26 protein-coding genes are annotated in these 24,809 nt (G+C 61.3%); 21 read left to right on the plus strand and 5 right to left on the minus strand.

Going from position 1 to position 24,809, the window contains the following annotated elements:
- Positions 1–260: 260 nt before the first annotated feature.
- The 3 genes from NKH90_RS28615 to NKH90_RS28625 form a co-directional block, all read right to left on the minus strand.
- Positions 261–440, minus strand: a complete 180-nt coding sequence (locus NKH90_RS28615; protein ID WP_352496237.1) for a hypothetical protein — start codon at positions 438–440, stop codon at positions 261–263.
- 91 nt (positions 441–531) lie between these two features.
- Positions 532–660, minus strand: a complete 129-nt coding sequence (locus tag NKH90_RS28620; RefSeq protein WP_023722056.1) for a hypothetical protein — start codon at positions 658–660, stop codon at positions 532–534.
- A 32-nt stretch (positions 661–692) separates the two neighbouring features.
- On the minus strand, positions 693–1,082 hold the full coding sequence (locus NKH90_RS28625) for a hypothetical protein (protein WP_023722055.1): 390 nt from the start codon (positions 1,080–1,082) through the stop codon (positions 693–695).
- 612 nt (positions 1,083–1,694) lie between these two features.
- Between NKH90_RS28625 and queC the strand changes: the two genes are divergently transcribed.
- The 3 genes from queC to queE are packed head-to-tail and all read left to right on the plus strand — an operon-like array spanning position 1,695 to position 3,480.
- Positions 1,695–2,393, plus strand: coding sequence for a 7-cyano-7-deazaguanine synthase QueC (gene queC / locus NKH90_RS28630; RefSeq protein WP_352822405.1), 699 nt, complete (start codon positions 1,695–1,697; stop codon positions 2,391–2,393).
- Positions 2,393–2,749, plus strand: a complete 357-nt coding sequence (gene queD, locus NKH90_RS28635; protein WP_352822407.1) for a 6-carboxytetrahydropterin synthase QueD — start codon at positions 2,393–2,395, stop codon at positions 2,747–2,749. Before queC ends, queD begins: the two co-directional genes overlap by 1 nt.
- Positions 2,746–3,480 carry a 7-carboxy-7-deazaguanine synthase QueE gene (gene queE / locus NKH90_RS28640; RefSeq protein WP_352684181.1) on the plus strand — a complete coding sequence of 245 codons (735 nt, stop codon included), beginning with the start codon at positions 2,746–2,748 and terminating at the stop codon, positions 3,478–3,480. The genes queD and queE overlap by 4 nt, the downstream gene beginning before the upstream one ends.
- A gap of 560 nt (positions 3,481–4,040) precedes the next feature.
- On the opposite strand, the gene hemN is transcribed toward queE, so the two are convergent.
- On the minus strand, positions 4,041–5,390 hold the full coding sequence (gene hemN, locus NKH90_RS28645; protein ID WP_352778478.1) for an oxygen-independent coproporphyrinogen III oxidase: 1,350 nt from the start codon (positions 5,388–5,390) through the stop codon (positions 4,041–4,043).
- Positions 5,391–5,544: 154 nt separating this feature from the next.
- Between hemN and NKH90_RS28650 the strand changes: the two genes are divergently transcribed.
- The 11 genes from NKH90_RS28650 (at position 5,545) to NKH90_RS28700 (ending at position 18,710) form a co-directional block, all read left to right on the plus strand.
- Positions 5,545–6,291 (plus strand): Crp/Fnr family transcriptional regulator, encoded by a 747-nt coding sequence (locus NKH90_RS28650; protein WP_352493084.1) that lies wholly within the window; start codon positions 5,545–5,547, stop codon positions 6,289–6,291.
- A 603-nt stretch (positions 6,292–6,894) separates the two neighbouring features.
- The gene (ccoN, locus tag NKH90_RS28655; RefSeq protein WP_352517895.1) at positions 6,895–8,526 is read left to right on the plus strand and encodes a cytochrome-c oxidase, cbb3-type subunit I; all 1,632 of its coding nucleotides are present in this window, start codon (positions 6,895–6,897) and stop codon (positions 8,524–8,526) included.
- Entirely contained in the window at positions 8,517–9,248 is a 732-nt protein-coding gene (ccoO, locus tag NKH90_RS28660) for a cytochrome-c oxidase, cbb3-type subunit II (RefSeq protein WP_352474114.1), read from the plus strand. The genes ccoN and ccoO overlap by 10 nt, the downstream gene beginning before the upstream one ends.
- Before the next feature lie 11 nt (positions 9,249–9,259).
- Positions 9,260–9,409, plus strand: coding sequence for a cbb3-type cytochrome c oxidase subunit 3 (locus NKH90_RS28665; protein WP_352457387.1), 150 nt, complete (start codon positions 9,260–9,262; stop codon positions 9,407–9,409).
- 2 nt (positions 9,410–9,411) lie between these two features.
- Entirely contained in the window at positions 9,412–10,275 is an 864-nt protein-coding gene (gene ccoP / locus NKH90_RS28670) for a cytochrome-c oxidase, cbb3-type subunit III (protein WP_352468492.1), read from the plus strand.
- Positions 10,276–10,407: 132 nt separating this feature from the next.
- Positions 10,408–11,967 carry a cytochrome c oxidase accessory protein CcoG gene (gene ccoG, locus NKH90_RS28675; protein WP_352822413.1) on the plus strand — a complete coding sequence of 520 codons (1,560 nt, stop codon included), beginning with the start codon at positions 10,408–10,410 and terminating at the stop codon, positions 11,965–11,967.
- Complete coding sequence (locus NKH90_RS28680; RefSeq protein WP_352474118.1) at positions 11,964–12,461, plus strand: FixH family protein; 498 nt, start codon at positions 11,964–11,966, stop codon at positions 12,459–12,461. Before ccoG ends, NKH90_RS28680 begins: the two co-directional genes overlap by 4 nt.
- A complete protein-coding gene (locus tag NKH90_RS28685) occupies positions 12,458–14,746 on the plus strand; it encodes a cation-translocating P-type ATPase (protein WP_352474119.1) in 2,289 nt (762 codons plus the stop codon). The genes NKH90_RS28680 and NKH90_RS28685 overlap by 4 nt, the downstream gene beginning before the upstream one ends.
- Positions 14,743–14,895, plus strand: a complete 153-nt coding sequence (gene ccoS, locus NKH90_RS28690; RefSeq protein WP_023679633.1) for a cbb3-type cytochrome oxidase assembly protein CcoS — start codon at positions 14,743–14,745, stop codon at positions 14,893–14,895. The genes NKH90_RS28685 and ccoS overlap by 4 nt, the downstream gene beginning before the upstream one ends.
- 423 nt (positions 14,896–15,318) lie before the next feature.
- A complete protein-coding gene (gene ubiM / locus NKH90_RS28695) occupies positions 15,319–16,500 on the plus strand; it encodes a 5-demethoxyubiquinol-8 5-hydroxylase UbiM (protein WP_352822438.1) in 1,182 nt (393 codons plus the stop codon).
- 302 nt (positions 16,501–16,802) lie between these two features.
- The gene (locus tag NKH90_RS28700) at positions 16,803–18,710 is read left to right on the plus strand and encodes a putative bifunctional diguanylate cyclase/phosphodiesterase (protein WP_352822417.1); all 1,908 of its coding nucleotides are present in this window, start codon (positions 16,803–16,805) and stop codon (positions 18,708–18,710) included.
- 95 nt (positions 18,711–18,805) lie between these two features.
- On the opposite strand, the gene NKH90_RS28705 is transcribed toward NKH90_RS28700, so the two are convergent.
- The gene (locus NKH90_RS28705; RefSeq protein ID WP_352453619.1) at positions 18,806–19,075 is read right to left on the minus strand and encodes a DNA -binding domain-containing protein; all 270 of its coding nucleotides are present in this window, start codon (positions 19,073–19,075) and stop codon (positions 18,806–18,808) included.
- A 128-nt stretch (positions 19,076–19,203) separates the two neighbouring features.
- Between NKH90_RS28705 and NKH90_RS28710 the strand changes: the two genes are divergently transcribed.
- From NKH90_RS28710 to NKH90_RS28740, 7 genes are all read left to right on the plus strand, one after another.
- A complete protein-coding gene (locus NKH90_RS28710) occupies positions 19,204–19,455 on the plus strand; it encodes a helix-turn-helix domain-containing protein (RefSeq protein WP_023722035.1) in 252 nt (83 codons plus the stop codon).
- A 289-nt stretch (positions 19,456–19,744) separates the two neighbouring features.
- Positions 19,745–19,939: a hypothetical protein gene (locus tag NKH90_RS28715; RefSeq protein WP_352822420.1), complete on the plus strand. Its 195-nt coding sequence runs from the start codon at positions 19,745–19,747 to the stop codon at positions 19,937–19,939.
- 529 nt (positions 19,940–20,468) lie between these two features.
- Positions 20,469–21,431 carry an ArdC family protein gene (locus NKH90_RS28720; RefSeq protein ID WP_352822423.1) on the plus strand — a complete coding sequence of 321 codons (963 nt, stop codon included), beginning with the start codon at positions 20,469–20,471 and terminating at the stop codon, positions 21,429–21,431.
- Positions 21,428–21,631 carry a hypothetical protein gene (locus NKH90_RS28725; protein WP_352502724.1) on the plus strand — a complete coding sequence of 68 codons (204 nt, stop codon included), beginning with the start codon at positions 21,428–21,430 and terminating at the stop codon, positions 21,629–21,631. Before NKH90_RS28720 ends, NKH90_RS28725 begins: the two co-directional genes overlap by 4 nt.
- A gap of 14 nt (positions 21,632–21,645) precedes the next feature.
- Positions 21,646–22,065, plus strand: a complete 420-nt coding sequence (locus tag NKH90_RS28730; protein WP_023679652.1) for a DUF2958 domain-containing protein — start codon at positions 21,646–21,648, stop codon at positions 22,063–22,065.
- 77 nt (positions 22,066–22,142) lie between these two features.
- Positions 22,143–23,864 (plus strand): ParB/RepB/Spo0J family partition protein, encoded by a 1,722-nt coding sequence (locus NKH90_RS28735; RefSeq protein WP_352822426.1) that lies wholly within the window; start codon positions 22,143–22,145, stop codon positions 23,862–23,864.
- Positions 23,865–24,410: 546 nt separating this feature from the next.
- Positions 24,411–24,734 (plus strand): DUF736 domain-containing protein, encoded by a 324-nt coding sequence (locus NKH90_RS28740; protein ID WP_023672372.1) that lies wholly within the window; start codon positions 24,411–24,413, stop codon positions 24,732–24,734.
- Positions 24,735–24,809 lie beyond the last annotated feature (75 nt).

Here is a 24,809-nt window from a genome sequence, read left to right on the forward strand (position 1 = left end):
CAGCGCAAGATCGTTCATGGTGGGTGTGGTCTCCGGGAAATGGTTCGGATCGGCTTAAGCAACCAAATCCTACGTCATTTCAACGATCAGATCCCGAGCAGCCAGCCAGTATTCGACCGTCGCTGGCGCCTCGGCCCACTGAGGCCTTGTGCTTCCTCCAGCGAGTCAAGCCGATCACCATGCGTGTCGCCAGTTCTGGTGCTCACCCACGTGCCATTTGCGATCTTGTGTCGGTGAGAGCACCGCAAGCACCTCCCCTGCTAGAGGGCAAGGCGGCTTGCGTCGCCCGTGTTGTTACTATTCTTCGCTGTGGTCGGAGTTTTTTCCTTGGCTTCGGAATCGGGACATTCGGCTTTGCAAAAAAATAGGCCATCGTGGTCGATCGTCACGCCCCCGAGTTCGGCGGCACGATGGGACGACAACGGCAGCGCAAGCTCCATTTGCGCGAGGGGCTCGTCCCTTCAAATACTTGATGCATTTGCGCTTTGCGTACCTCCGTGCATGTTGCTCGATGCAGGCGGAGACCTCTGTCTAAACGATCGCGCATCGATGCAACGCCCACGCGTAGATCGCCATCATCGCGGCGATCGCTTTGCCGCGATCGCCGCAGCCGTTTTCGAGCACGACAATCATGCCGGCGCTGTCGGCAGCGATGCGCATGCAAAAATTCACAGATGCATTCTGGCCAAATGCTAGCTGCCCAGCAAATGTCCGGCATTTCGCAAGGCCCCTAGGAAGAGACTGGCATGGCCGTTGGCATCGATCTTGGCCTGCATCGACAGGGGCATGCTGTGCCAGTTCTCCAAGGGCGCAATGAAATGTGAGAACGTACCGTTGACGATGCAATGGTGGGTAACAAGGCCCTGTCTGTCCAACGCCAGCACGCCGATCTGGTCGCCCTGATATCGGATGGCTGCGACCCGCTGGACCCCCGCATCACCGTCGACCCGCACGTCGAAAAGCAGGATGCCGCGGCTCCTGGTGGCTACCTCGGCGGCCTTTTCAGCGAAGCTTAAGGAGAGCGAGCGGACGCTTTCGACCGCCAGCTGTAAAACCATCAAATCCAGTTCATCCACTGCCATAAGGTACCTGCGCGCAACACATGGGTGATAGCAATCGACCACACCGCTTGTTCACAGATGTCGGCTCACGACCGATCATTCAGGTTGTTGCCGGACGTCCATTGACCGAGGGAGTGCTCCGGTTCGAACCGATCCTGAAGCGGAATGCGCTGGATCTACGGAACCCGAGGAGCAGGCCAGCCAAAGTTGCCGCGACAATTGATGTCGTGATCATTCCAGACATCTGCATCGGCGTCGCTGAACATCCCACTGGTAAGTCCGTTCTCTTGCGGCAAGCCCATCCTCGGGCCGTCTTGTACCTGAAACCCTCGCGGTGGCGTCCCTCGAAGCTCGGGACCGCCGGGCGCTTGATCGTCGAGAACTTTGTTTACGAAGGTCCGGACCTCCTGCAGAGCATATTCCGGTGCGCTCGCCTTTGAGCATTCCGCTGAAGCGTGACGTTTCGCTAGTCCGTGTTCCTTGCAGGCTCACCGCGAGGGCGCCTTGCACACAGCGGCACGTCAGCGCATGAAACTCGTCCCCCGTTCACTTCACAAAATGGATTTCCTGAAGTACTGGGAGCGCAGAGAAATCTCCGGTCGCAGCCTACCCGGTTAAAACAAGGACCCAACAATGAAGACTCTCGTCGTCTGCTCCGGCGGATTGGACTCCGTTACCCTTGCTCACAAGGTGGCAGCGGAGCACGAACTCGCCGGCCTCCTATCTTTCGATTACGGCCAACGGCATAGGAAGGAATTGGGCTTCGCCGCCCTTTGCGCGGAGCGACTGACCGTCCCGCACCGCATCGTCGACATCCACGAAATCGGCGGCGGCCTTTTCGGCTCCGCGCTGACCGATAATGTGGACGTGCCCGACGGGCACTACGCCGAAGACACGATGAAGGTCACGGTGGTGCCGAACCGGAACGCCATCATGTTGGCCATTGCCTTCGGCTTCGCCGCAGCGCACGACGCTGACGCGGTGGCGACGGCCGTGCATGGTGGGGATCATTTCATTTATCCCGACTGCCGTCCGGCCTTCATCGACGCTTTCCAGATGATGCAGGACCAAGCGCTCGACGGCTACGCGAAGATTCGCATTTATGCACCCTATGTGAATCTCACGAAGGCGGACATTGTTAGGAATGGAGCAGCATACGGCACGCCATTTGCGCAGACCTGGTCCTGCTACAAGGGCGCCGAGCGTCACTGCGGGAGGTGCGGGACCTGTGTCGAGCGGCGCGAGGCGTTTCATCTCTCTGGGCAGCCGGACCCCACCGACTACGAGGACTCCGACTTCTGGCTCGATGCGCTGCGAAGGAGGACCGCGTAATGTTCCGCATCACCAAGGAATTCCACTTCTCAGCCTCGCATCAGCTCACCTCGTTGCCACCCGATCACCAATGCGCGCGCCTGCACGGGCATAACTACATCGTTGAAGTGGAGCTTTCAGCGAATGGACTGAACGAGAACGGCTTCGTGCGCGACTATCACGATTTGACGCCATTCAAACGCTACATCGACGAGAGCTTCGACCATCGACATCTCAACGACGTGCTGGGACATGAGCAAGTCACGGCGGAATATCTGGCCAGACATTTTTATGAATGGTGCAAGGCACGCCTGCGCGAAACCTCGGCCGTGCGTGTGAGCGAAACGCCGAAAACCTGGGCGGAATACCGGCCATGACCGATACGCATCCCGCAATCCGCGTGAGTGAGATTTTCGGGCCGACGATCCAGGGCGAGGGCGTGCTCATCGGTTTGCCGACGGTCTTCGTCAGAACCGGCGGGTGTGACTATCGCTGTTCCTGGTGCGACAGCCTGCATGCGGTGGACAATCAATTCCGCCATGAATGGGAGATGATGTCCATTGGCGCGGTGTGGCAAAACGTGCTTGCGCTTTCCGGTGGCCGCCCGCTGATGGTATCGCTGTCAGGCGGCAATCCGGCCATCCAGCCGCTCGGCGCGCTCATCGAGCGAGGCCATGGTGAAGGTTACCGTTTTGCGCTGGAAACCCAAGGTTCGGTGGCCAGGGACTGGTTTGCCGACCTTGACGTGCTAGTCCTCAGCCCAAAGCCGCCGTCAAGCCAAATGACGACCGATTGGGCCGCTTTCGAGGCGTGCCTCCAGGCGGCACAAGGCAGGCCGCAAGTCGTGCTCAAGCTCATTGTTTTCGACGAAAGTGACTACGCCTACGCGAAAGACGCCGCTGCGAGATTTCCGCGGCTTCCGATCTATCTGCAACCCGGCAATCACACGCCGCCACGCCCCGCAAATGAAGACGCGCCTGTCGACCTTGACGGAATATTGAAGCGCATGGAGTGGCTGGTTGATAGCGTGACCCGCGACAGGTGGTTCGAAGCCCGTGTGCTGCCGCAGCTGCACGTTATGCTCTGGGGTAACAAGAGAGCCGTCTAGCCTGGGCCCGCTTTTCACTGAAACTGCGCCGGCGGATATTCGGGTGGACGGGTTGTCCCACGCTTGACGGCGCTGCCGGGGTGCTTGCGGACTTTCTGCCACCGGCACCAAGAGCGTGGCCAGCCGCTTACGATTAGGATTGTTGCCGAGGCTCGGTTTCGACGGGCGTCGGCCTGGCGGGAACCAATCAAAGGTTAGCGCGAGCCACGGATGGAATAGTATGGTGTTGCGATCCGGCGGCGCCTGCTGCAGCTGGCACGGTCCTTGCGGATTCTCGTTGCAAGGCCGAAGGGAGCTGTCGGCCGACAACCATGATCTGGCCAGGACGATTGTCGACTGCTTCCGATACAGAAAAGAGGCCGGACTCGACGTGGCGCTTCAGGGACTGCGAAATGGAATACGGCGCCGGAAGGCACGACCGGACGATATCGTCGCTATGCCAAGACGCGTCTGGTCCGCTCCGAATCCTGTCTTGACACGACGGTCGCCGGTCAACAGTGAAAAACGTAGCGCAATCGGTTCACGATCGACTGAGAACCATGACCGTTCCTCTGCGGTGCTCAGACTGCCGCTGAGTGCCTGGCCGTTCCAATTTCGAAATATTTGTCGAACTTTGCCGCGATGCTCCTGACAAAGGGCCGGCTTTCCGCAGGCACGACGAAGCGGTCACCATCAAGTTCAAGCAACCGCGCAGGATCTTGGAGGGCCGTGGAACTCGCCTTGAGGAGAAGTCTTTGGCCGGCTTCGCCAAAGCGCTCCACCAGCTCAATCGCCGAGAAGGCGAAGTCACACATCAATCGCTCGATGATCCAGCCGCGAGCGCGGTCGTCTTCGGAAAGCGCAATGCCGCGGACCGCAGCCAGCCCGCCGTCTTCGACCATGCGCCCATACTCGGCGGTCGAAGGCATGTTCTGTGCATAGCCCTGGCGAAACTGGCTGATGGACGATGGGCCGAGGCCGATCAAGGTCTCGTAGCGGTCCTCGGTGTAGCCTTGGAAGTTCCGGTGCAGTGTTCCGGCGCGGGCGGCAAGCGCGAGGGCATCGCCCGGCTTGGCGAAATGGTCGAGCCCGATTGCTTCGTATCCCTGGTCCATGATCGCCCGCGCCGCCAGTTGCGATTGGGCAAACCGCTCCGCCGGACCCGGCAGCCATGCCTCGTCGATCATCGTCTGATGTTTCTTGAACCACGGCACATGGGCGTAGCCAAAAAGCGCGATCCGATCCGGTTCCAGGGTCAGTGCCTGTGCAACCGTGGAGGCGACGCTCTCCCTGGTCTGATGCGGCAGGCCGTAGAGCAGATCGAGATTGACGGATTCGACGCCGCGCGAACGAACGCCATCAACAACCGTCTTGGTCTGCAGAAAGCTCTGCTCGCGGTTGATCGCTTTCTGCACCTTCGGGTCGAAATCCTGGACGCCGAGGCTCGCCCTTGTCATGCCGATTTCGGCAAGTGCATCGAGGCGGGCATCGTCCATATCGTTGGGTTCGATCTCAACGCTGATCTTTGCACCGGGGAGAAAGGTGAAGCTGTTGCGCAGGACGGTTCCCAGCGCCACCAGATCCTCCGGTTTGAGCATCGTTGGCGAACCGCCGCCGAAATGGACGGCACGCACGCGGCCCTTGCCTGCGACAAGACTGGAGACGGTTGCGATCTCGGCATGCAGTGAGCGCAGATATGTGGTCACTGGTTCGTAGTGGCGTGTCTGCTTGGTGTGGCAAGCGCAGAACCAGCAAAGCTTGTCGCAATACGGGATGTGCAGATAGAGCGAGATCTCATCGCCATCGTTGAGCGCCTGCAGCCAGCCACGACAAATTGCAGCATCAATGCCTGTATGAAAATGCGGCGCTGTCGGATAACTGGTATAGCGCGGGACGTTCTCGCCAAGTCTGGCAGCTAGCTCCAGTCGCATGTCGTGGTCCACCGTGTTTGCGTCGCCGGAACTGTGGATGCTTGGATGAGCCTAAGCCCTGATTTCGATCAACGTTCAGCACGGACAAACTGCCGCAAGGATTTTTCTACCGTCGATTGCTATCCTGCCCGCACTGGACCGGTAGAGCGATCGAATGACATTACGGCAGGACATTCACAGTTCCGGCATTCCCGTTCTTTGCCTGTCTTGCGAGGCACGGCACCGCGGTGTCTGTGGTGCGCTCGAACCAGACCATTTGGCTCAGCTCGCCAAGACGTCGTCGCGGCACAATATCGAGCCGGGGGTCGAACTGATCGGCGACGCCGAGGCGGTCGACTGTTATTCAAACGTGCTTTCAGGCGTGGTGAAGCTCACGAAGAGCCTTTCGGACGGCCGCCAGCAGATCGTCGGTCTCCAGTTCGCGCCGGATTTTCTGGGACGGCCCTTCAAGATGAAAAGCGCGATCAATGCGGAAGCGGCAACAGCTGTCTCGCTATGCTCGTTTCCGAGAGCGGCCATCGAACGGATGATGAAGGAATCACCGGAATTTGTGCATCGCCTGCTCAAGCAGGCGCTGAACGAACTCGACGAGGCACGCGAATGGATGGTGACTCTGGGGCGCAAGACCGCACCGGAGAAGGTGGCGAGCTTTCTCCTCATGATCGCCCGGAACATCGGTTCCAGTGTTGACCCGGCGGCTAGGTCGGCGTGCTTCGAGCTGCCGATGACGCGTGCCGACATCTCTGATTTCCTTGGAATTACAAACGAGACCGTGAGCCGTCAGCTGACCAGCCTGAGAATGGACGGCGTGATTCGGATCGAGAACAACCGCCGTGTCACCGTGGACAGCATGAGCCGGCTGGAACGGCGCTGCGGCGGCCGAGGCGCAACCGCCCTTTGAATGACACCGAAGCTGCATGGCCTACGTCACTTACTTCATTCGGGGCAGGGCATGCTCGCGTTGGGCTTAGAAGAAGTCGCATAGCGATAGCCCGCTCTCCATCCGATCGGATGAGCCAGGTGCGTTTCGGCCAACTCGTCGGCGAAGCATCCATCCTCGAGGTGCTCGACGTGCAACCGGCTGTTCCAGGCAGGATCGCACTCGGCCGAAGTCAATACGCCTCATACGCAGGGGAAAATCGCCGTTCCCCCGAATCATGAATGTCACGAAGGCAGCGCAACGCTGGCGCTGGCTGTCCCAAGGCATTGAACGATGGACGTTCGGCAAGGCATCGGCCTACTTTCCAGCGTCACAGAAGGCGCGCTTCCCACACGCCCGCGATCGCCTCCATACCCGGCCAGACCGGGGACGCCGGGCCTGTCCATAAGCGTGGCGGCCGGTGCTGCGCTTCCACATTCGATCGCCACAGTCTGATCGCACCGAACTCGATGCTGCTCGAAGCAAAATCGTGCGGCTCTGACATGGATCAGGGCGAGCAGGCCACGGCTGCGCAATAAGGCACTGCGGTTTGGCGCCCGCCGGAATCGGAAATCGGGGCTTGCGATGAAATTCGGCACAGAGATCGTCCTTCTAAGCCTGTTTGCGTTTGCGGCCCTGGTGGCTGCCGGCTTCGGCGTAGATGAACCTTTTCGGCGGCATATGTGGGTTTTGTTCTTCGCCGTGGCTGGCTTCACTGCGATTCTGTTGCGCAACACGGAGTTCAAGCCGGCAGTTCCGATCGACCCCGCCGCTTACATGGATGGGCCGATCCGCTACGGTGCCATCGCCACCGTATTCTGGGGCGTCGTCGGCATGCTGGTCGGCGTGGTCATCGCCCTGCAGCTCGCCTACCCGGATCTCAACATCCAGCCCTGGTTCAATTTCGGCCGACTGCGGCCGCTGCACACATCCGGTGTTGTGTTCGCTTTCGGCGGCAACGCGCTAATTTGCACGTCTCTCTATGTGGTGCAGCGCACGTGCCGCGCGCGTCTGTTCGGCGGCGATCTCGCCTGGTTCGTGTTCTGGGGCTATCAGCTGTTCATCGTCATGGCGGCAACCGGCTACCTGCTCGGTATCACCGAGAGCCGCGAATACGCCGAGCCCGAATGGTATGTGGACCTGTGGCTGACCATTGTATGGGTCGCCTACCTCGCCCTGTTCCTCGGCACGATCCTGAAGCGCAGGGAACCGCACATCTACGTCGCCAACTGGTTCTATCTGTCCTTCATCGTGACGATCGCGATGTTGCATGTGATCAATAACCTATCGATGCCCGTGTCGTTCGTGGGTTCAAAGAGCTATTCAGCGTTTTCCGGTGTCCAGGATGCCTTGACGCAGTGGTGGTACGGCCACAACGCCGTCGGCTTCTTCCTCACCGCTGGCTTCCTCGGCATGATGTATTATTTCGTGCCCAAGCAGGCCAACCGACCGGTCTATTCATACCGGCTGTCGATCGTCCACTTCTGGGCTTTGATCTTTCTCTACATCTGGGCCGGTCCGCACCACCTCCACTACACCGCCCTGCCGGACTGGGCCCAGACGCTCGGCATGGTGTTCTCGATCATGCTCTGGATGCCCTCGTGGGGCGGCATGATAAACGGCCTGATGACGCTCTCGGGCGCCTGGGACAAGCTGCGCACCGACCCGATCATCCGTATGATGGTGATGGCCATCGCCTTCTACGGAATGTCGACCTTCGAAGGCCCGATGATGTCAATCAAGGCCGTCAACTCGCTCTCGCACTACACCGACTGGACCATCGGTCACGTCCATTCGGGCGCGCTCGGATGGGTTGGCATGATCTCGTTCGGCGCGATCTATTTCATGGTCCCGAAGTTATGGAACCGCGACCGGCTTTATTCGCTGCGGCTCGTCAACTGGCACTTCTGGCTGGCGACGCTTGGGATCGTCGTTTACGCCGCGGTGATGTGGGTGTCCGGCATCATGCAGGGCCTGATGTGGCGCGAATACAACGAGCAGGGCTTCCTGGTCTACTCCTTCGCCGAAACCGTCGCCGCCATGCATCCCTACTACATCATGCGTGCCATCGGCGGCGCGATGTATCTGTCGGGCGCCCTCATCATGGCCTGGAACATCGCCATGACCATCCTCGGCTACCAGCGCGAGGAGGATCCGATGCCGCGCTCCATCCCCGCCCTCCAGCCTGTGCGATCAGGAGCCAGAAAATGGGCCTGATGGACAGACACGCGGTCATCGAGAAGAACGCCACACTTCTTCTCCTCGGGTCCCTGCTGGTCGTAACCATCGGCGGTATCGTCGAGATCGCGCCGCTCTTCTATCTCGACAACACCATCGAGAAGGTCGAAGGCATGCGGCCCTATTCGCCGCTCGAGCTCGCCGGGCGCAACATCTATGTGCGTGAGGGCTGTTACCTCTGCCACAGCCAGATGATAAGGCCGTTCCGCGACGAGGTCGAGCGCTACGGCCACTATAGCCTGGCGGCCGAGTCGATGTACGACCACCCGTTCCAGTGGGGCTCGAAGCGCACCGGGCCGGATCTCGCCCGGGTCGGCGACCGCTACTCGAACGGATGGCACGTCCAGCATCTCACCGAGCCGCGTTCGGTGGTGCCGGAATCGATCATGCCGAGCTACGCGTTCCTGAAGGACATGCCAATCGAGGTGAAGGATTTCTCGACGCATCTGATCGCCAACAGCCGTGTCGGTGTGCCCTATTCAGACGACATGATCGCTCATGCCAATGCCGATCTCATGGCGCAGGCCGATGCGAATGCCGATACATCGGGCCTGGAGAGACGCTATCCGAAGGCCAAGCTTGGGGACTTCGACGGCGATCCGCAGCAGGTCACCGAAATGGATGCGCTGGTCGCCTATCTCCAGATGCTCGGCACGCTGGTCGATTTCAGGACCTATGACGAAGCCGCCGGTTACCGCTGAGGAGAATGGCGATGACCTACAATTTCATGCGGGAGTTTGCCGATAGCTGGGGCCTGCTTGCCATGGCACTTTTCTTCCTCGGATGCGTTGCCTTTGCATTTCGTCCCGGCAGCCGCAGGCAAGCCGAGAGAGCCGCTCACATTCCTCTCAAGGACGACTGATCATGGGCAGCGAGCATATCGACGAGGTTTCGGGCATCTCGACGACCGGCCATGAGTGGGACGGGATCAAGGAACTCAACAACCCGCTTCCGCGCTGGTGGGTCATAACCTTCTACATCACCATTGCCTGGGCGATCGGCTACACCGTCGTCTATCCGGCATGGCCGATGCTGACTTCCGCGACCAGGGGTGTGCTGGGGTATTCGAGCCGCAGAGACGTCAAGAATGAACTGGCGGCGGCCGAAGTGGCCAAGGGTAAATTTGTCGCTGCCATTCAGGCGAAGACCGTCTCCGAGATTACAGCCGACAATACGCTACGCGAATTCGCCATCGCCGCAGGTGGCGCCGCGTTCAAGGTCAATTGCGTGCAGTGCCATGGCTCGGGCGCTCAAGGGTCCAAGGGTTTTCCCAACCTAAACGACGACGATTGGCTGTGGGGTGGCAACGCCGAACAGATCCAGCAGACGATTGCGCACGGCATCCGCTTCGCATCAGACCCGGATACGCGCCTGTCCGAAATGCCTGCTTTTGGCGACATCATCACGACGGATCAGATCAAGCAGGTCGGCGCCTATGTCGCAAGCCTCTCCGATCCTGTTCAGGACACAAGCCTGATCGAACTCGGCGCCAATGTTTTCGCCGAGAATTGTGCGGCCTGTCATGGTGAGAATGCAAAGGGCAACAGGGAGCTCGGCGCACCCGACCTGACCGACGCGATCTGGCTTTACGGGTCTGGCGAAACAGCCATCGCCGCGCAGGTCCGCGCCCCGAGGCATGGCGTCATGCCGGCCTGGATCGGGCGTCTCGGCGAGATCAAGGTCAAGGAACTCGCGGTCTATGTCCATTCGCTTGGCGGCGGAGAATAGGAACGCAAGCCTATTCTCGTCCTCCCCCCAACCGCCAAGCGACGAGGCCCGGCGCGAGCCGGGCCTCGGCATCATCCAGAAACCGATGGGTCGGGCTTCCGGCGAAATCGTCGCTGGTGACTGGAGCTTCTCGTGCTCGATAACACGCAAATAGAACGGCTCGAAGCCGATGCAGTCAACTCCGCCAAGACCCGTCAGCCGCTCTATGCCGGACGCAAGAAGATCTTCCCGAACCGGGCTTCTGGCAGTTTCCGCCGCTTCAAGTGGTCGGTGATGGCAATCACGCTGGGGATCTACTACCTGACCCCCTGGCTGCGGTGGGATCGCGGGCCATTTGCCCCTGACCAGGCGGTGCTGGTCGATCTTGCCAACCGCCGCTTCTACTTCTTCTTCATCGAGATATGGCCGCAGGAATTCTACTACGTCGCCGGCCTGCTGGTCATGGCCGGTGTCGGCCTTTTCCTGATCACATCCACCGTCGGCCGGGCCTGGTGCGGCTATACGTGCCCGCAGACCGTGTGGGTCGATCTGTTTCTGGTCGTCGAGCGAGCCATCGAGGGCGACCGCAACGCGCGCATCAAGCTCGATGCCGGTCCCTGGACTGCGCGCAAACTCGTGCTGCGAACATCGAAACACGCCATTTGGCTGGTCATAGGGGTGCTGACCGGCGGCGCCTGGATTTTCTATTTCGCCGATGCGCCGATGCTGCTTGGGGAACTCTTCACCGGCACCGCCGCCCCCGTCGCCTACATCACCGTCGCCGTGCTGACGGCGACGACCTATACGTTCGGCGGGCTGATGCGCGAGCAGGTCTGCACCTACATGTGCCCATGGCCGCGCATCCAGGCGGCCATGCTCGACGAGAATTCCCTCACCGTCACCTATAATGACTGGCGCGGCGAACCGCGCTCGCGTCACGCCAAGAGGGTCCTTGCCGCCGGGCAGCCCGTCGGCGACTGCGTCGACTGCAATGCCTGTGTCGCGGTGTGCCCGATGGGGATCGACATTCGTGATGGCCAGCAGCTTGAATGCATCACCTGCGCGCTCTGCATCGATACCTGTGACGGTATCATGGACAAGCTCGGCAGGGAGCGCGGACTGATTTCCTATGCGACGCTGGCCGACTACAACGCCAATGTGATGCTGGCGACCCCGGGCGGCTCCGGTTCAGTCAACCCGTCACTGGTCAGGAGCGCTGACGGCCTGTTCTCCGACAAGGTGGCCCGTTTCCATATTCGCAAGATCTTTCGCCCGCGCACCTTCATCTACATGGGCGTCTGGTCGGCGGTCGGTCTCGCGCTGCTCTATTCGCTGCTGACCCGCGAACGGCTCGAATTGAATGTCCTGCACGATCGCAACCCGCAGTTCGTGACGCTGTCCGACGGTTCGATCCGCAACGGCTACACCGTCAAGCTGCTCAACATGATCCCCGAACCAAGAACGATCATTGTCACGATGCAGGGCCTGCATGGAGCCGAAATAAGCGTTGTCGGCATCGACCTGCCGGCGGATCGCTCCTTCGCCGTCCCGGTCGAACCTGACCGGCTGAAGATGCTCAAGGTTTTCGTGCGTCAGCCGGCAGATCAGGTTCGGGGTGCAGCGCAAAGCTTCAAGTTCCGGGTCGAAAACAAGGCAACGTTCGAGTCGGACGAATATACGGCCACTTTCAACGCACCGGAGAGCGCCAGATGAGCGACACCTCGCGACAATCCCGCGAATTCACCGGCAGGCATATGCTGTTCACCATCCTTGGCTTCTTCGGCGTGGTCATAGCGGTCAATCTGACGATGGCGACGCTCGCCAACACGAGCTGGACCGGCCTTGTCGTCGAAAACACCTATGTGGCGAGCCAGCAATTCAACAAAAAGGCCGAGCAAGGGCGAGCTCAGGCGGCCCTCGGCTGGACTGGCAAACTGACCATCGCAGGCGGTGAGGTCCGCTACAGCCTCACCGATGCTGTCGGCAAGCCGGTTGCCTTGCATGGCGTCAAGGTGCTGTTCCGTCATCCCGCCTACGAGGCCGAGGACAAATCCGTCACTCTTGAGGCTGCCTCCGGTCAGATATTCGCCGCGCACCACACGCCCAAGGATGGCCTCTGGATCGTCGAAATCGACGCCGATGCGAGCCTTGCGGAACCCTATCGCGACGTTCGCCGGATCATGATTTCCCACGGGGCGCTGCAATGAGCTGCTGCGCGCCAGGCGCCCAAATGGCATTGGACCTGGAAAAGGTCACACTGGTCCTGCCTTCTGGCCAGGAAATCAGACTGGCGAGCCGCTCGATTGGCGAAAATCTTCGCCAGACCGACCTCTCGGTGCCGGCTGTGCATTGTGCCGCCTGCATCCAGACGATCGAGACGGCGATCGGCAAGCTAGATCGCGTCGAAGGCGCTCGTGTCAATCTTTCGACGAAACGTGTTTCGGTCCGGTGGCGCGGCGAGGAGGTTCCGCCATTCGTCGCCACACTTGGACGGCTGGGCTATGGCGCGCACCTGTTCGATCCCGAGGCTGACGGGAAGGACAAGACGCTCTCGGAACTGATCCGCGCCGTCGCGGTCGCCGGCTTTGCGGCGGGCAACATCATGCTGCTATCAGTCTCCGTCTGGTCCGGCGCGCAAGGCGCGACCCGCGACCTGTTCCATTGGGTCTCGGCCTTGATTGCCATTCCTGTGCTCGCTTTCGCCGGCGGCATCTATTTTCGCTCGGCCTGGAATGCGCTACGCCACAGCCGCATGAACATGGACGTGCCGATCGCGGTCGGGGTATCGCTCGCTTACGCCATGAGCCTCTACGAGACGATCAACCATGGCGACCATGCTTATTTCGACGCGTCGGTGTCGCTGCTGTTCTTTCTGCTGATCGGCCGCACGCTGGATCACGTGATGCGGGAACGAGCACGGACGGCCGTAAACGGACTGGCTCGGCTGGCGGCGCGCGGCGCCATGGTGCTGCGCGAGGATGGTTCGCGCGACTACTTGCCGGTTGGCGAGATCGAACCAGGAATGGAGCTCTTGATCGCGGCCGGCGAGAGGATGCCCATCGACGGCAGGATCATTGGCGGGGCGTCGGATCTCGACTGTTCCCTGGTTTCCGGGGAAAGCACGCCCAGAACGGTGGGCCCGGGGGCGCAGGTCCAGGCCGGTACACTCAATCTCACCGGTCCGCTGACCATCGAGGCGACGGACGCCGCGAAGGATTCATTCCTGGCCGAAATGGTTCGGCTGATGGAAGCGGCAGAGGGCGGCCGCGCCCGCCATCGCAGGATCGCCGATCGCGTCTCCGCGCTCTATGCCCCCGTGGTCCACCTCACCGCCTTTGTGACGTTCCTCGGCTGGATGGCGGCGACCGGCGACTGGCACCGGGCAATAACAATCGCGATCGCCGTTTTGATCATTACATGCCCGTGTGCGCTCGGTCTCGCCGTGCCGATCGTGCAGGTGGTCGCTGCGCGGCGGCTGTTTGAAAGCGGCGTCATGGTCAGGGACGGCTCCGCCATGGAGCGCCTGGCGGGGATCGACACGGCATTGTTCGACAAAACCGGCACGCTTACGCTCGGACTGCCCAGGCTGATCAATGCGCCGTCCATCGATCCGACGATGCTCGCCATGGCGGCCGAGATGGCAGCGCATTCCCGCCATCCCTTTTCGAAGGCAATCGCTGGCAATGCAGCCTTTGCCGGCCAGCCGAAACTCGCGTCCGTCAGCGAGCATCCGGGCTTCGGCATCGAAGCCATCGCCGAGGGCAGTACCTGGCGGCTGGGTCGCCGCGGATGGGGTGAGTGGAAAGCCCGGACCGGCGGCGAAGGCAAACAAGGCTATGGCGGAACCGTTCTGACGAAGGACGGGGTCATTGTCGCGACTTTCGATTTCGAGGATGAGCTGCGTGCCGATGCCAAGGCGGCCATCGAGCAACTGAACGGCGCCGGCGTGTCGGTGGAGATGCTGTCGGGCGACACAGAAGCTGCCTGCGGCGAAGTTGCGGAAGCACTGGGCGTCGAGCGCTTCGTTCCCGCGTTGCTTCCCTCCGGGAAGGTCGAACACGTCGAAGCATTGACGCGAACTGGCCACAAGGTGCTGATGGTCGGCGATGGGCTCAACGACACGCCTGCATTGGGCGCCGCACACGTTTCGATAGCTCCGGCCACGGCGGCGGATATCGGTCGCAACGCCGCGGATTTCGTGTTCCTGCGTAAAAGTCTTCTGGCGGTCCCACTTGCTTTAGACATTTCGCGGAAGGCCGGACGGCTGATCCGGCAGAACATCGCCATCGCGATCGTTTACAATGGCATCGCCGTGCCAGTCGCCATTCTGGGGCACGTTACGCCACTGATCGCGGCGGTCGCGATGTCCGCCTCGTCCCTCCTGGTCATCGGCAATGCGCTACGCCTGCAAGGTTTCGTGTCAAATGCATCGGTGCAAGATGCCCGACATGACAGGCGCTCCGACATTGGCGCACTGGCACAATCCTCATGACGACGCTCGCCTACCTCATACCTGTGGCCCTGTTCCTCGGAGCGCTTGGGCTGGCGGGGTTCCTGTGGGCCTTGAGGAGCGGCCAATATGAAGATCTCGATGGCGCCGCCGAGCGGATCCTGATCGACCGCGACGAGCCACGCAGTTGACCCAGCCTGCCCTGCGAGGACTCGCTCCAATATTTTCCGCGGTTGCTTCGCGTCATGCCGATTTCGGCGCGCGACGGGTGCGAACGGATCAGCCAGAATACGTTGCCGAACTTTCGGCCAGGAAAGGGCCGCACCGAACGGGAAGCCGGCCATTTCATGATGACCTGACCAGACCATGGCGTGGCGATCGACCAGTCGACCGTGAACCCGCCGTTGCCGCGTTTATCGAGCCTGGTTGATCCACATCAGGGTTATCTCTTCATCGGCATGGTTTCATTGAGCATTTTTGAACGGAGAACGGATGTCTAACGGACGGTTAGGTCGCGTGGAGACGCTTGGGGAGATGAGCCGCAAACCGTGGATCGATTGCGATGCGTTCCAGTGCCCTTCGTCGCAGGTAGCCGACGCAATGGCGGCACGCTGATGGCCGGCTCTGTCGATAGATTCGACGTTATTGTGGTCGGAGCCGGGCCGGTCGGACTTTCCTTCGCCGCATCGCTTGCCCAGAGCCGACTCAAGGTGGCAGTGGTTGAACGGCAGTCGCTCGAAAGCCTGGCGAATCCGGCTTTCGACGGTCGCGAGATCGCGCTGACCCACGCATCGGTTGGAATCCTTCGCGAGCTCGGCGCCTGGGATGCCATCCCCGCTTCGGACAAATCACCGCTACAAGGCGCGCGCGTGCTCAACGGATCGAGCCCTTTCGCCCTGAGCTTCGACTCTCCCAGCGGATCTGGGGAACCACTCGGAATTCTGGTCCCAAATTTTCGGATCCGCGACGCCCTGTTCAAGCTTGTCCACTTCCAGGATCATGCCCAGCTGCTGTGCGGCCGCTCGGTCGTCAATGCAACAACCAGCCACAAAGAAGCAGTCATAAGGCTCTGTGATGGCAGGCAATTGGCCGCTCGGCTGCTCGTTGCAGCGGATTCGCGTTTGTCCGCGACGCGCGACCTGCTCGGCATTGGCGCCGACATCAATCGGCTTGGCAACTCCATGCTGATTTGCCGGGTGAGGCACGAGCGCGCCCATCACCAGATCGCGGTCGAATGGTTCGATCACCATCAGACGATAGCGATGTTGCCGCTTATGGAAGGCGTGTCGTCGCTGCTTCTCACTTTGCGCTCAAGCGAGGCCGACAGACTGCTTGCTCTCGACGACGATTTGTTCCTCATGGAATCGACGAGCCGGTGTCGAGGACGCCTCGGAGAGATGACCTTGGCAAGCACCCGCCATGCCTATCCGCTGGTCACGACCTGGGCGCACAAGTTCTGGGCTCCGAGTGCGGCACTGATCGGCGATGCTGCCCTCGGCATGCACCCGGTGACCGCGCATGGCTTCAACATCGGCCTCAGTGGCCAGAAGCAACTCGCCGATAGAATCCTGGCGGCATGTCGCGAGCGCCGCGACATTGCTGATCCCGACATACTCGGCAGATACGAAAGCCGGCTGCGTCTGTCGGCGGCACCGCTCTATCATGCTACGAATGCACTTGTCGCTCTCTACTCAGGCGAGCACCCGGCGGCACGGCTTGCAAGACATGCAGGGCTTCGCTTTGCCCAATATCTTCCCTTTATCCGCCATGGCATTTCGGCCATGCTCAGGCGGTGAATCGCAGGCAGCGCTGCCGCTCTGGAACGCTATCTCGGCCCGGCTTTCTTTTGTCTCGCCGGGCGCGTTGATGCCGTTGGTAGGGCTGCTTCCATGGTGACGTTGCCGATCCTGGGATGATTCGGATCAAGGCACGCCTGCGGGCAAGAGCTCGATGGTCAGACGGCAAGGCCAAGAGCAGACGTGCGCCCCGAACACATGGTGAGCGCACTGGTTACCCCCGCTGGATAGTTAACCCGTCCTTCAGTGGGCCTGCGTAAGCTTGTCCTCGCGAACAACGATGGGAGCAAGCTGGTCCGTCCATGGCCCCGAAGAAAGTAGACACGCTGGAGGCCAAAATCCGTCAGGATCAGCTTGCTGACCTGAGGACCGGTCTCTTCGTGTCGATGCCGATAAGCGCTATCCTGTCAGGCCTGATTTGGGCGGTGCACGCCCTTTCTGGCAGCGGCTTTGCCGCTGCAATCTGGTTCCTGGTCGTCAATGCGATAAATGCCGCCCGCGTTGCACTCGCGCGTTATCAGCTAAAGGAAACGGGGCGCCATGACGGATTAGTGGGGGTTTTGCCGCGGCTTCGCTGGTTTGGCATCCTTGCTCTTCTGGCAGGGTTTGCCTGGTCCTTCCTGGCCGTCCTGACTGTTGGATACACGACACCTCAAGCACCGCTGCATCTGGTCATTCTGGCGGGCATTTCAGCTGGTGCGGTTACATACGGCAGTTCGTATGCCGCGGCGGCGACCAACTTCATCACACCTCCGCTCCTCATCACGGTGGCTTGCCTTTTGGCGAAAGGCAATTTTGAAGACTACATTCTGGCTTTTACCGTTCTGCTCTTCATGGGCGGCTTGGTTCGAGCCTCGTTTGTTGGGCAAGCACGGTTCCGCGAAGCGAGCCGCCTGAGGCATGAGGCCGAGCGGCTTGCGGCGGAGATGAAGGCCAGTTCCAGGCAGGACCACCTGACGGCCCTTCTCAACAGGCGTGGCCTCGAACACGCAATCGGACGTTTCGAGACCGCGGATAGCCCCTTCGTGGCAATGCTGATTGATCTGGACGGGTTCAAATCCGTCAACGATACCTACGGTCACAGGACCGGTGATGAACTGCTTGTCAGGATCGCGCGCCGCATAGAGGAGGAAGCACCGGAAGGCTCAACGCTCGCTCGTATCGGCGGCGATGAATTCGTGCTGTTTTTTCCTTCAACGAGGGTTTTGCTTTCTGCCAGTGATCTCGCCTCCAATATCATAGCCAAAATTGCCCGCCCCTATATCGAGGTCGCGTCCGTCCGTGTCGGGGCATCGATAGGAATATACTTGGCGCAGACGCCGGGCCTGACCGAAATGTTGTTGCGGGCGGATATCGCCCTTTATACGGCCAAGCGTCGTGGCAGGAACGAATTTTGCCTGTTCGATGCCGAACTCGACAGGGAACTGCAACGCCGCCAGTCCGTCGAACGGGACCTTCATTCGGCGATAAAGACGAGAAGCTTGCAACCTTGGTTCCAGCCGATCGTGAAACTCGACACCGAGGCCGTGGTCGGCTTTGAAGCCTTGCTGAGGTGGTCCCATCCGACTCATGGTGCCATCTCTCCACCCGAAATCATCACAGCTGCACGCGAAACCGGAATGCTTCAGCTGCTGACGCAAACCGTATTCGCCGACTGTTGTGCTTTTATCGACGGCTTGGTGAAAGCTGACTGTCGTGATCTCCGTGTGGCGATGAATGTTTCACCGCGCGAACTAGAAGCCGGCGATATCGACGACATGGTTCTGGATGGTCTGGCGGCAAGAGGTCTCCCTGCAACGATGTTCGAGATCGAGATTACCGAAGAATCCCCGGTTGACCCGGACAGAGTGGATGAAAAGCTCGGACGGCTTTCACATGCGGGCATTTCCATCGCGCTCGATGACTTCGGCACCGGCTTTTCTACGTTGGCATCGCTCAAGGACAGTCGGATACGCAAGGTCAAAATAGACCAGGGCTTCATTCGCGGCTTGGCCAAGTCCCGAGAGGACCGACTGCTTGTCAAATCGGTCATCGATCTCGGTAACATGCTCGGGATCGAGGTCATGGCCGAGGGCGTCGAAACAGAGGCGGATCGGCAAACCCTGCACAAGCTTGGCTGCCGAACCGCTCAAGGCTTCCTGTTCTCCAAGGCTGTGCCTCTGAGCCAAGCACTGGAAATGGCAGTCAAACAGCACGCGAACCAGTTGTGACCGCTCCCGCCGCGCCGTCTCTCGCGGCCGTGCGCTCATGAGTGACGGGTATCTGAACTTCCTTGTTTGAAGAGCATGACAATCCGTGCTGTGCGTCAGCCGGCGAACAGTTCCTTGTAGCCGGTCGTGACCATCCAGTTCGCCCGGTCGATATGGCTGCGAAGAGCCTTGCGGGCGCGGACCGGTTCAAGGGCCGGGTCGATGCCTAGAATGAGATCGGCCATCTCCTCTTCGCTGGCATTGTCGGCGCAGGCATCCAGGATCCGCAGGTAGATCGTGAAATGCTGCCTATCGTAGGCCGTCAGGTTCTCCGACCAGGGGACTTCGTCGCACAGAGTTGAGTTTCGAGTCTCATCTGTTCCCATTGATCGATTCATGCCTGTTGCGAGCCTCGGCTGTTGAGCGCTGGATGCAACGCAGCATATCCCAAAATGGGATAATCCGAAACCGGGATTAGTCGCTGATCCGGTCTTTACCCGACCGGTTCGCCTACATGCCCAAATCTCTTCGCTCGCCCCGCCACCAGCGGTTTCTGGCCCAGCTGGTTTCCCTGCGCAAGGCCAAAGGCCTGACTCAGGCGCAGGTGGCCGAGAAGCTTGATCGTCCCCAATCCTTCGTGGCCAAGTACGAGGGTGGAGAGCGGCGTCTCGATGTCATCGAGTTTCTCGACTTAACTGCGGCGCTTGACGCTGATCCGTGCGAGATTCTGTCCAGCCTGCGGGCTAACGGGCGCCTGCGCGTCTAACGGCTCGCGCCGGTACCGTGAACCGAGCGTGCTTTTCTTCGGCAAGCTGCCATTCCGCTGCGGGTGGGTCTTTACCAACCCATGCCGATATAGGATGATAATCCTAGGTGGGGCGATTCCTCAACGGAGATCGCAATGGCTAGGACCAAACTTTCCAAGCAGCTTTCACAGGCTGAAACGGGGAAGGATGCGCCGTTCATTCAATGGTTCGGAACAGGACCGGTGAATTAGACCCGACTTGTAGACTCCAGGCTGCAAACGTCGCATTCTCTCTTCGGAGGGAAGGGGCGTGGGCAACCATCGCTATCAGGACAACTCCTGGCTGGCATTCTTGCCTTCGAATCGACCCTGCCGCTGTCGGCTGCATCATCAAAGCCAATATAAGCCACAAACGGGCGAGCGCGTCTATCATGATCCCGGTCAGGAATATTACTGGGACACGCGCCTCAACCTGTTGAAAGGCGAGCGCTGGCTTTGTTCGTAGGAAGCCGCGCGCAAGGCTGGGTGGCGGAAGTCTCGGGTCTGAGCGTCTGTGGTAAATGCTTGCGAAAATGCTGCATCGCACATGTTTTCGGTGCAGCATTCATTTGAAGTATTTATCGCGATCCGTTCGAAAAATCTGTCCAGCCTGCCGTCCTGGCGGGCGCCCGCGCGCCTGACGACGCGCACCAGGTGCTCGTGAACCGAGCCCGCTTTTCTTCGGCAAGCTCAGGCGGTCTCGGCCATTCGGCTTCGCCCCTTGGCGTGGGCAGCCCTTCGGGCTGAGACGGCCGCCGCCCTTGCGGGCGGCGCGGTTTGTCTGTTGGCCTTTCCCGGTGGCGCGGGGTGGGCGGCACTCCCTTCTAGGCCCGCCGCGGCAGCCCGCAACCCTTCGCGTGCCGCTCAGGGTCCTCCTCTTCGTTCCGGTCCTTCGGATGCGGTCCGCCTCCCACGGCGGGCCTTTCCGGTCGCGACTCGCCGCCCACCCCGCTTCCGGGGAAAGGCGCGGCGATTGGCGAGCGGAGGAGGAGACGATGCATGCAAACAGCAAGCGTACCGCCAGCGGAGAGGCTGGCGCAGGCAAGGGCGGGCGCTCCGGCGCCAGCCTTTATCAGGAGATCACCGAGCGCATCATTGCCGAGCTGGAGCGCGGCACCGTGCCATGGGTCAAGCCATGGGGCAGCGCAAAGGCAGGCCTTGGCCTGCCGAGGAATGCATCCTCTGGGCGCACCTATTCCGGAATCAATATCCTCATCCTGTGGGGCGCGGTCATCGAGCGCAGCTATCCCAGCCAGAACTGGCTCACCTTCCGGCAGGCGCTCGTCCTTGGCGGCAATGTCAGGAAGGGCGAGCGCGGCACGACCATCGTGCATGCCGACCGCTTTGTCCCCAAGGACGAGAAGGAGCGCGCACGCCACGAGGGCGATGAACCACAGGCCGTGCCTTTTTTAAAGCGCTTCACCGTCTTCAATGTCGCGCAGTGCGATAATCTTCCGGAAGACCTCTATGCCGCCGCCGAGCCGCTGCCTCAGTGCGAGATCGTGCCGCACGCCGAGACGCTCATTCGCGCCAGCGGTGCGGATTTCAGGGTCGGCGGCGATCGCGCTTTCTACATGCCGGGCAGCGACCACATTCAGGTGCCGCCGCAGCCGGCGTTCCATCACCAGATCGACTATTACCGGACCTGCTTTCACGAGCTTGGCCACTGGACCGGCCACCCGACGCGGCTTGCTCGCGACCTCTCCGGCTCGTTCGGCTCCAAGGCTTACGCGCGTGAAGAATTGGTCGCCGAAATCACTGCCGCCTTCGTCTGCAGCAATCTCGGTATCGAGCCGACCGTGCGTCATGCCGATTACATCGGCTCATGGCTGAAGGTGCTGCGCGAGGACAATCGCGCCATCTTCCGTGCCGCCAGTCTTGCTTCCAAGGCCGCCGATTTCCTGCTTGGCCTTCAGGCCGATGCCGAAGGCGAGGCGCAGGAAGGGATTGCGGCATGACGATGCGCGATCCTCAACTGACCGCGACCGAGCCGACGCCGCAAGGCGAGCAGCTGCTCATTCCCGGCGTTCGGCCGATCACCACGCGCGATCGGCTCACCCTCCTGATGGACGCGCCGATGTGTCCGCGCGCGGCGCAAAAGCCGCTCGATATCGGCCTCTTCGATGAAGCCAGCAGAAATCAACTCGACCTGTTCTGACAAGGAGTCTTTCCATGATCCTGATCACCGATCCACTGCGCGCACGACTGCTCGCCAATAGCGCCGCCGACGCCGACATCGACCATTTTCCCGTTGTGAAACTGTTTAATCCCACAGGTGCCGCCACGTGGCTTCTGAGCGAACTCGACGCCGATGGCGACACGCTGTTCGGCCTTTGCGATCTCGGCTTCGGCTTCCCCGAACTCGGCAGCGTCAGTCTGGCCGAGCTTGCATCCGTAAAAGGTCCGCTTGGCCTCGGCATAGAGCGCGACCTGCATTTCCACGCGCGCTTTACGCTCTCCGTCTATGCCGAAGCCGCCCGCATTTGCGGCCACATCACCGAGGCCGAGCGACTTCTGCGGCAGGCAGCAGACGCCCTTTCAAAGCCCCATTCCGAGCTTCCGCCCGACACGGCGGAACAGCAGCGCCGATAGGGGCAAAAACCGTCCCGCCGCGCCGGCCTTCGGCCTCTGCGGCGGGACAGCCTCAACCAAAGCGAAAGAGAGTAACCATGCAGCTTGCCCACATCCCCTTGGATCAGCTCAATATTTCCGCGCTCAACATGCGCCATGGAAAACGCGCGCCCGACATATCCGACATCCTGCCCTCCGTGCGTGCGCGCGGCGTGCTGGTGCCACTCCTTGTGCGGCCGAACGGCCAGCCGGAAACCTTGGAGATCGTCGCCGGCAGGCGGCGCTATTTCGCCGCGAAATCGCTTGCCGACGAGCGCGGCGAAGGCGATCCCTTGCCCTGCGCCATCATGGAGGACGGTGACGACGCCGATGCGCTGGAAGCCTCGCTGATCGAAAACCTCGCCCGCCTCGATCCTGACGAAGTATCGCAATGGGAGACGTTTTCGCGGCTCGTCAGGCAAGGCCGCACCGTTCCGGACATCGCTGCGACCTTCGGCATCACTGACCTGAAGGTCAAACGCATTCTGGCGCTTGGCGCCCTCTTGCCCAAAATCCGCGAAGCCTATCGCCGCGAGGAGATCGACGCCGAGACGGTGCGCCATCTCACCATGGCGTCCAAGGCGCAGCAGAAGGACTGGCTGGCACTCTGTGCCGATCCCGATCAATACGCGCCGCGTGGCTTTCAATTGAAGCAATGGCTGTTCGGCGGCCAGTCGATTTCCACCAAGGTGGCGCTGTTTGCCATCGACGAATATCCCGGCCTGATCACCTCGGACCTGTTCGGCGAGGACAGCTATTTCGCCGATGCCGACCTGTTCTGGCAAAAGCAGAACGAAGCGATTGCCGCCAGACGCGACACCTATCTCAACGACGGCTGGAGCGAGGTGGTGCTGCTGGAGCCGGGCCAGTATTTCCACGCATGGGACCACGAGAAGACCCCGAAGAAGAAGGGCGGCAAGGTCGTCATCACTGTCTCGCATCGCGGCGAGGTCGAGTGTCACGAGGGCTGGCTGTCACGCAAGGAAGCGCGCCGCGCCCGCGAGGGCGGCGAGCAAGAAGAAACAGCCGCCAAGCCGCCGCGCCCCGAACTCACCGGCCCGATGCAGAACTATGTCGATCTGCATCGCCATGCGGCCGTGCGCGCGGCCATGCTCGACCATCCCGCCGTGGCGCTGCGACTCGTGGTGGCGCACGCCATCACCGGTTCCGGCTTGTGGCTGGTGCGCCGTGAGCCACAGCGCGCGGCCAACGAGACGGTGACTGCCAGCCTTGCCGGCTGCAAGGCCGAAGCTGCATTCGGCAAAAAACGGCGCGAAGTGTTGGCCCTGCTCGGATCACCGGATGAGGATGGCGTGGTCGCCGGCGGCGATGGCGACGCCTTTGCTATCGCCGGCGTGTTCGCGCGCCTCTTGGCGCTCTGCGACGACCATGTCATGCGCGTTCTCACCCTTGTCATGGCCGAGACGCTTGCAGCCGGCAGCGCCGTCATCGAGGCGCTCGGCAACCATCTGAACGTCGATATGGGCACATGGTGGCAACCGGACGATGCCTTCTTCGACCTCTTGCGCGACAAGGAAATCGCCAATTCGATGCTGGCCGACGTCGGCGGCAAGCTGGTCGCGGATGGCAATGTCGCCGAGAAGGTCAAGACGCAAAAGAAGATCATCCGCGACTTCCTGGCGGGCGAGAATGGCCGCCAGAAGGTCGAGACCTGGCTGCCGCGCTGGATGAAATTCCCCGCCGAAAGCTACACCAGTCGCGGCGGTTTCCGCACCGCCGATCAGTGGGCACAAGTGCAGCCGCTGTTCGCGCGCGAATAGTCGATCAGGGCCCGAGCGGCGGTTCTCTCGAGTACCGCCGCTCAGGTCGCGCGCGCCGCTCCGGGCCGCGCCGGCTGCCGATTGGTCGTCTTGTCGAGCCAGTGCCGCGCGCGAGAAATCCCGACGCCAACTCGCCCCCATTTGGGCAGCCCTGCACCGCGCCGGGTTGCTTGCCGAGGCGCCCAGGCGCATGGGGCCAATTGTCCGATCGGGTTGCCGACAGAGCCCGCGCAGCCGGCGCCCTGTAATGCCGCCTGCTCGTTGTGCCGCCGATCGCGCCACCTGTCTCCATGGTGTCTCAGGACCATTCCCCTGCGGCTGGCTTGACGACCTATGGGCGGATCCGGCCCGCCCGAAACCCTCGCCAGCAGCTTTTTTCCCCGCCGCCTGCGGCGGCTTCCTCGCGCCGCTTCGCTTCAAAAAAGCTGTCCGCTCGGGTCCTCCGCTATCGCTGCGGCCGTCCCGGTTCCGGCGGTCCGGACGCGCCCATCACGGTCCGCCATCGCAGGGGAATGGTCCCCGGCGAGCACCAAAAGGAGACTAAAAATGACCGCGATCGGATACGTCACCAAACAGGAAAACGGCGGCTACAAGGGCCAGCTCAAGACGCTCAGCGTGCGCGCCGACATCGACATCGTGCCCAATCAGGCAAAGAGCGCCGACACCCATCCCGACTTCCGGGTGCTGACGCAAGGGGTCGAAGTAGGGGCCGGCTGGATCCGCACCGGCGAGACCTCCGGCAAGGACTATGTGAGCCTGTCGATTGCCGCCCCGGAGTTCGGTCCGCGCAAGCTCTACGCCAATCTCGGCCGCGCCGCCGGCCAGGATGACGACGACACATACGCCATCATCTGGAACCCCGTCGACTGAACCGCCAGCCTCGAGCCCCGCGCCGCACCCGGCGCGGGGCTCTTCTCAAGAAGGGGCGGCGAAAACTCGCCCCCC

The sequence above is a fragment of the Mesorhizobium sp. M0898 genome, from assembly GCF_040319695.1.
Classification (GTDB): domain Bacteria; phylum Pseudomonadota; class Alphaproteobacteria; order Rhizobiales; family Rhizobiaceae; genus Mesorhizobium.

Coding starts and splice junctions, on each gene's coding strand:
- NKH90_RS28615 (WP_352496237.1), bottom strand. CDS start 440: ATGGAGCTTGCGCTGCCGTTGTCGTCCCATCGTGCCGCCGAACTCGGG.
- NKH90_RS28620 (WP_023722056.1), bottom strand. CDS start 660: ATGCGCATCGCTGCCGACAGCGCCGGCATGATTGTCGTGCTCGAAAAC.
- NKH90_RS28625 (WP_023722055.1), bottom strand. CDS start 1,082: ATGGCAGTGGATGAACTGGATTTGATGGTTTTACAGCTGGCGGTCGAA.
- queC (WP_352822405.1), top strand. CDS start 1,695: ATGAAGACTCTCGTCGTCTGCTCCGGCGGATTGGACTCCGTTACCCTT.
- queD (WP_352822407.1), top strand. CDS start 2,393: ATGTTCCGCATCACCAAGGAATTCCACTTCTCAGCCTCGCATCAGCTC.
- queE (WP_352684181.1), top strand. CDS start 2,746: ATGACCGATACGCATCCCGCAATCCGCGTGAGTGAGATTTTCGGGCCG.
- hemN (WP_352778478.1), bottom strand. CDS start 5,390: ATGCGACTGGAGCTAGCTGCCAGACTTGGCGAGAACGTCCCGCGCTAT.
- NKH90_RS28650 (WP_352493084.1), top strand. CDS start 5,545: ATGACATTACGGCAGGACATTCACAGTTCCGGCATTCCCGTTCTTTGC.
- ccoN (WP_352517895.1), top strand. CDS start 6,895: ATGAAATTCGGCACAGAGATCGTCCTTCTAAGCCTGTTTGCGTTTGCG.
- ccoO (WP_352474114.1), top strand. CDS start 8,517: ATGGGCCTGATGGACAGACACGCGGTCATCGAGAAGAACGCCACACTT.
- NKH90_RS28665 (WP_352457387.1), top strand. CDS start 9,260: ATGACCTACAATTTCATGCGGGAGTTTGCCGATAGCTGGGGCCTGCTT.
- ccoP (WP_352468492.1), top strand. CDS start 9,412: ATGGGCAGCGAGCATATCGACGAGGTTTCGGGCATCTCGACGACCGGC.
- NKH90_RS28680 (WP_352474118.1), top strand. CDS start 11,964: ATGAGCGACACCTCGCGACAATCCCGCGAATTCACCGGCAGGCATATG.
- NKH90_RS28685 (WP_352474119.1), top strand. CDS start 12,458: ATGAGCTGCTGCGCGCCAGGCGCCCAAATGGCATTGGACCTGGAAAAG.
- ccoS (WP_023679633.1), top strand. CDS start 14,743: ATGACGACGCTCGCCTACCTCATACCTGTGGCCCTGTTCCTCGGAGCG.
- ubiM (WP_352822438.1), top strand. CDS start 15,319: ATGGCCGGCTCTGTCGATAGATTCGACGTTATTGTGGTCGGAGCCGGG.
- NKH90_RS28700 (WP_352822417.1), top strand. CDS start 16,803: ATGGCCCCGAAGAAAGTAGACACGCTGGAGGCCAAAATCCGTCAGGAT.
- NKH90_RS28705 (WP_352453619.1), bottom strand. CDS start 19,075: ATGGGAACAGATGAGACTCGAAACTCAACTCTGTGCGACGAAGTCCCC.
- NKH90_RS28710 (WP_023722035.1), top strand. CDS start 19,204: ATGCCCAAATCTCTTCGCTCGCCCCGCCACCAGCGGTTTCTGGCCCAG.
- NKH90_RS28720 (WP_352822423.1), top strand. CDS start 20,469: ATGCATGCAAACAGCAAGCGTACCGCCAGCGGAGAGGCTGGCGCAGGC.
- NKH90_RS28725 (WP_352502724.1), top strand. CDS start 21,428: ATGACGATGCGCGATCCTCAACTGACCGCGACCGAGCCGACGCCGCAA.
- NKH90_RS28730 (WP_023679652.1), top strand. CDS start 21,646: ATGATCCTGATCACCGATCCACTGCGCGCACGACTGCTCGCCAATAGC.
- NKH90_RS28735 (WP_352822426.1), top strand. CDS start 22,143: ATGCAGCTTGCCCACATCCCCTTGGATCAGCTCAATATTTCCGCGCTC.
- NKH90_RS28740 (WP_023672372.1), top strand. CDS start 24,411: ATGACCGCGATCGGATACGTCACCAAACAGGAAAACGGCGGCTACAAG.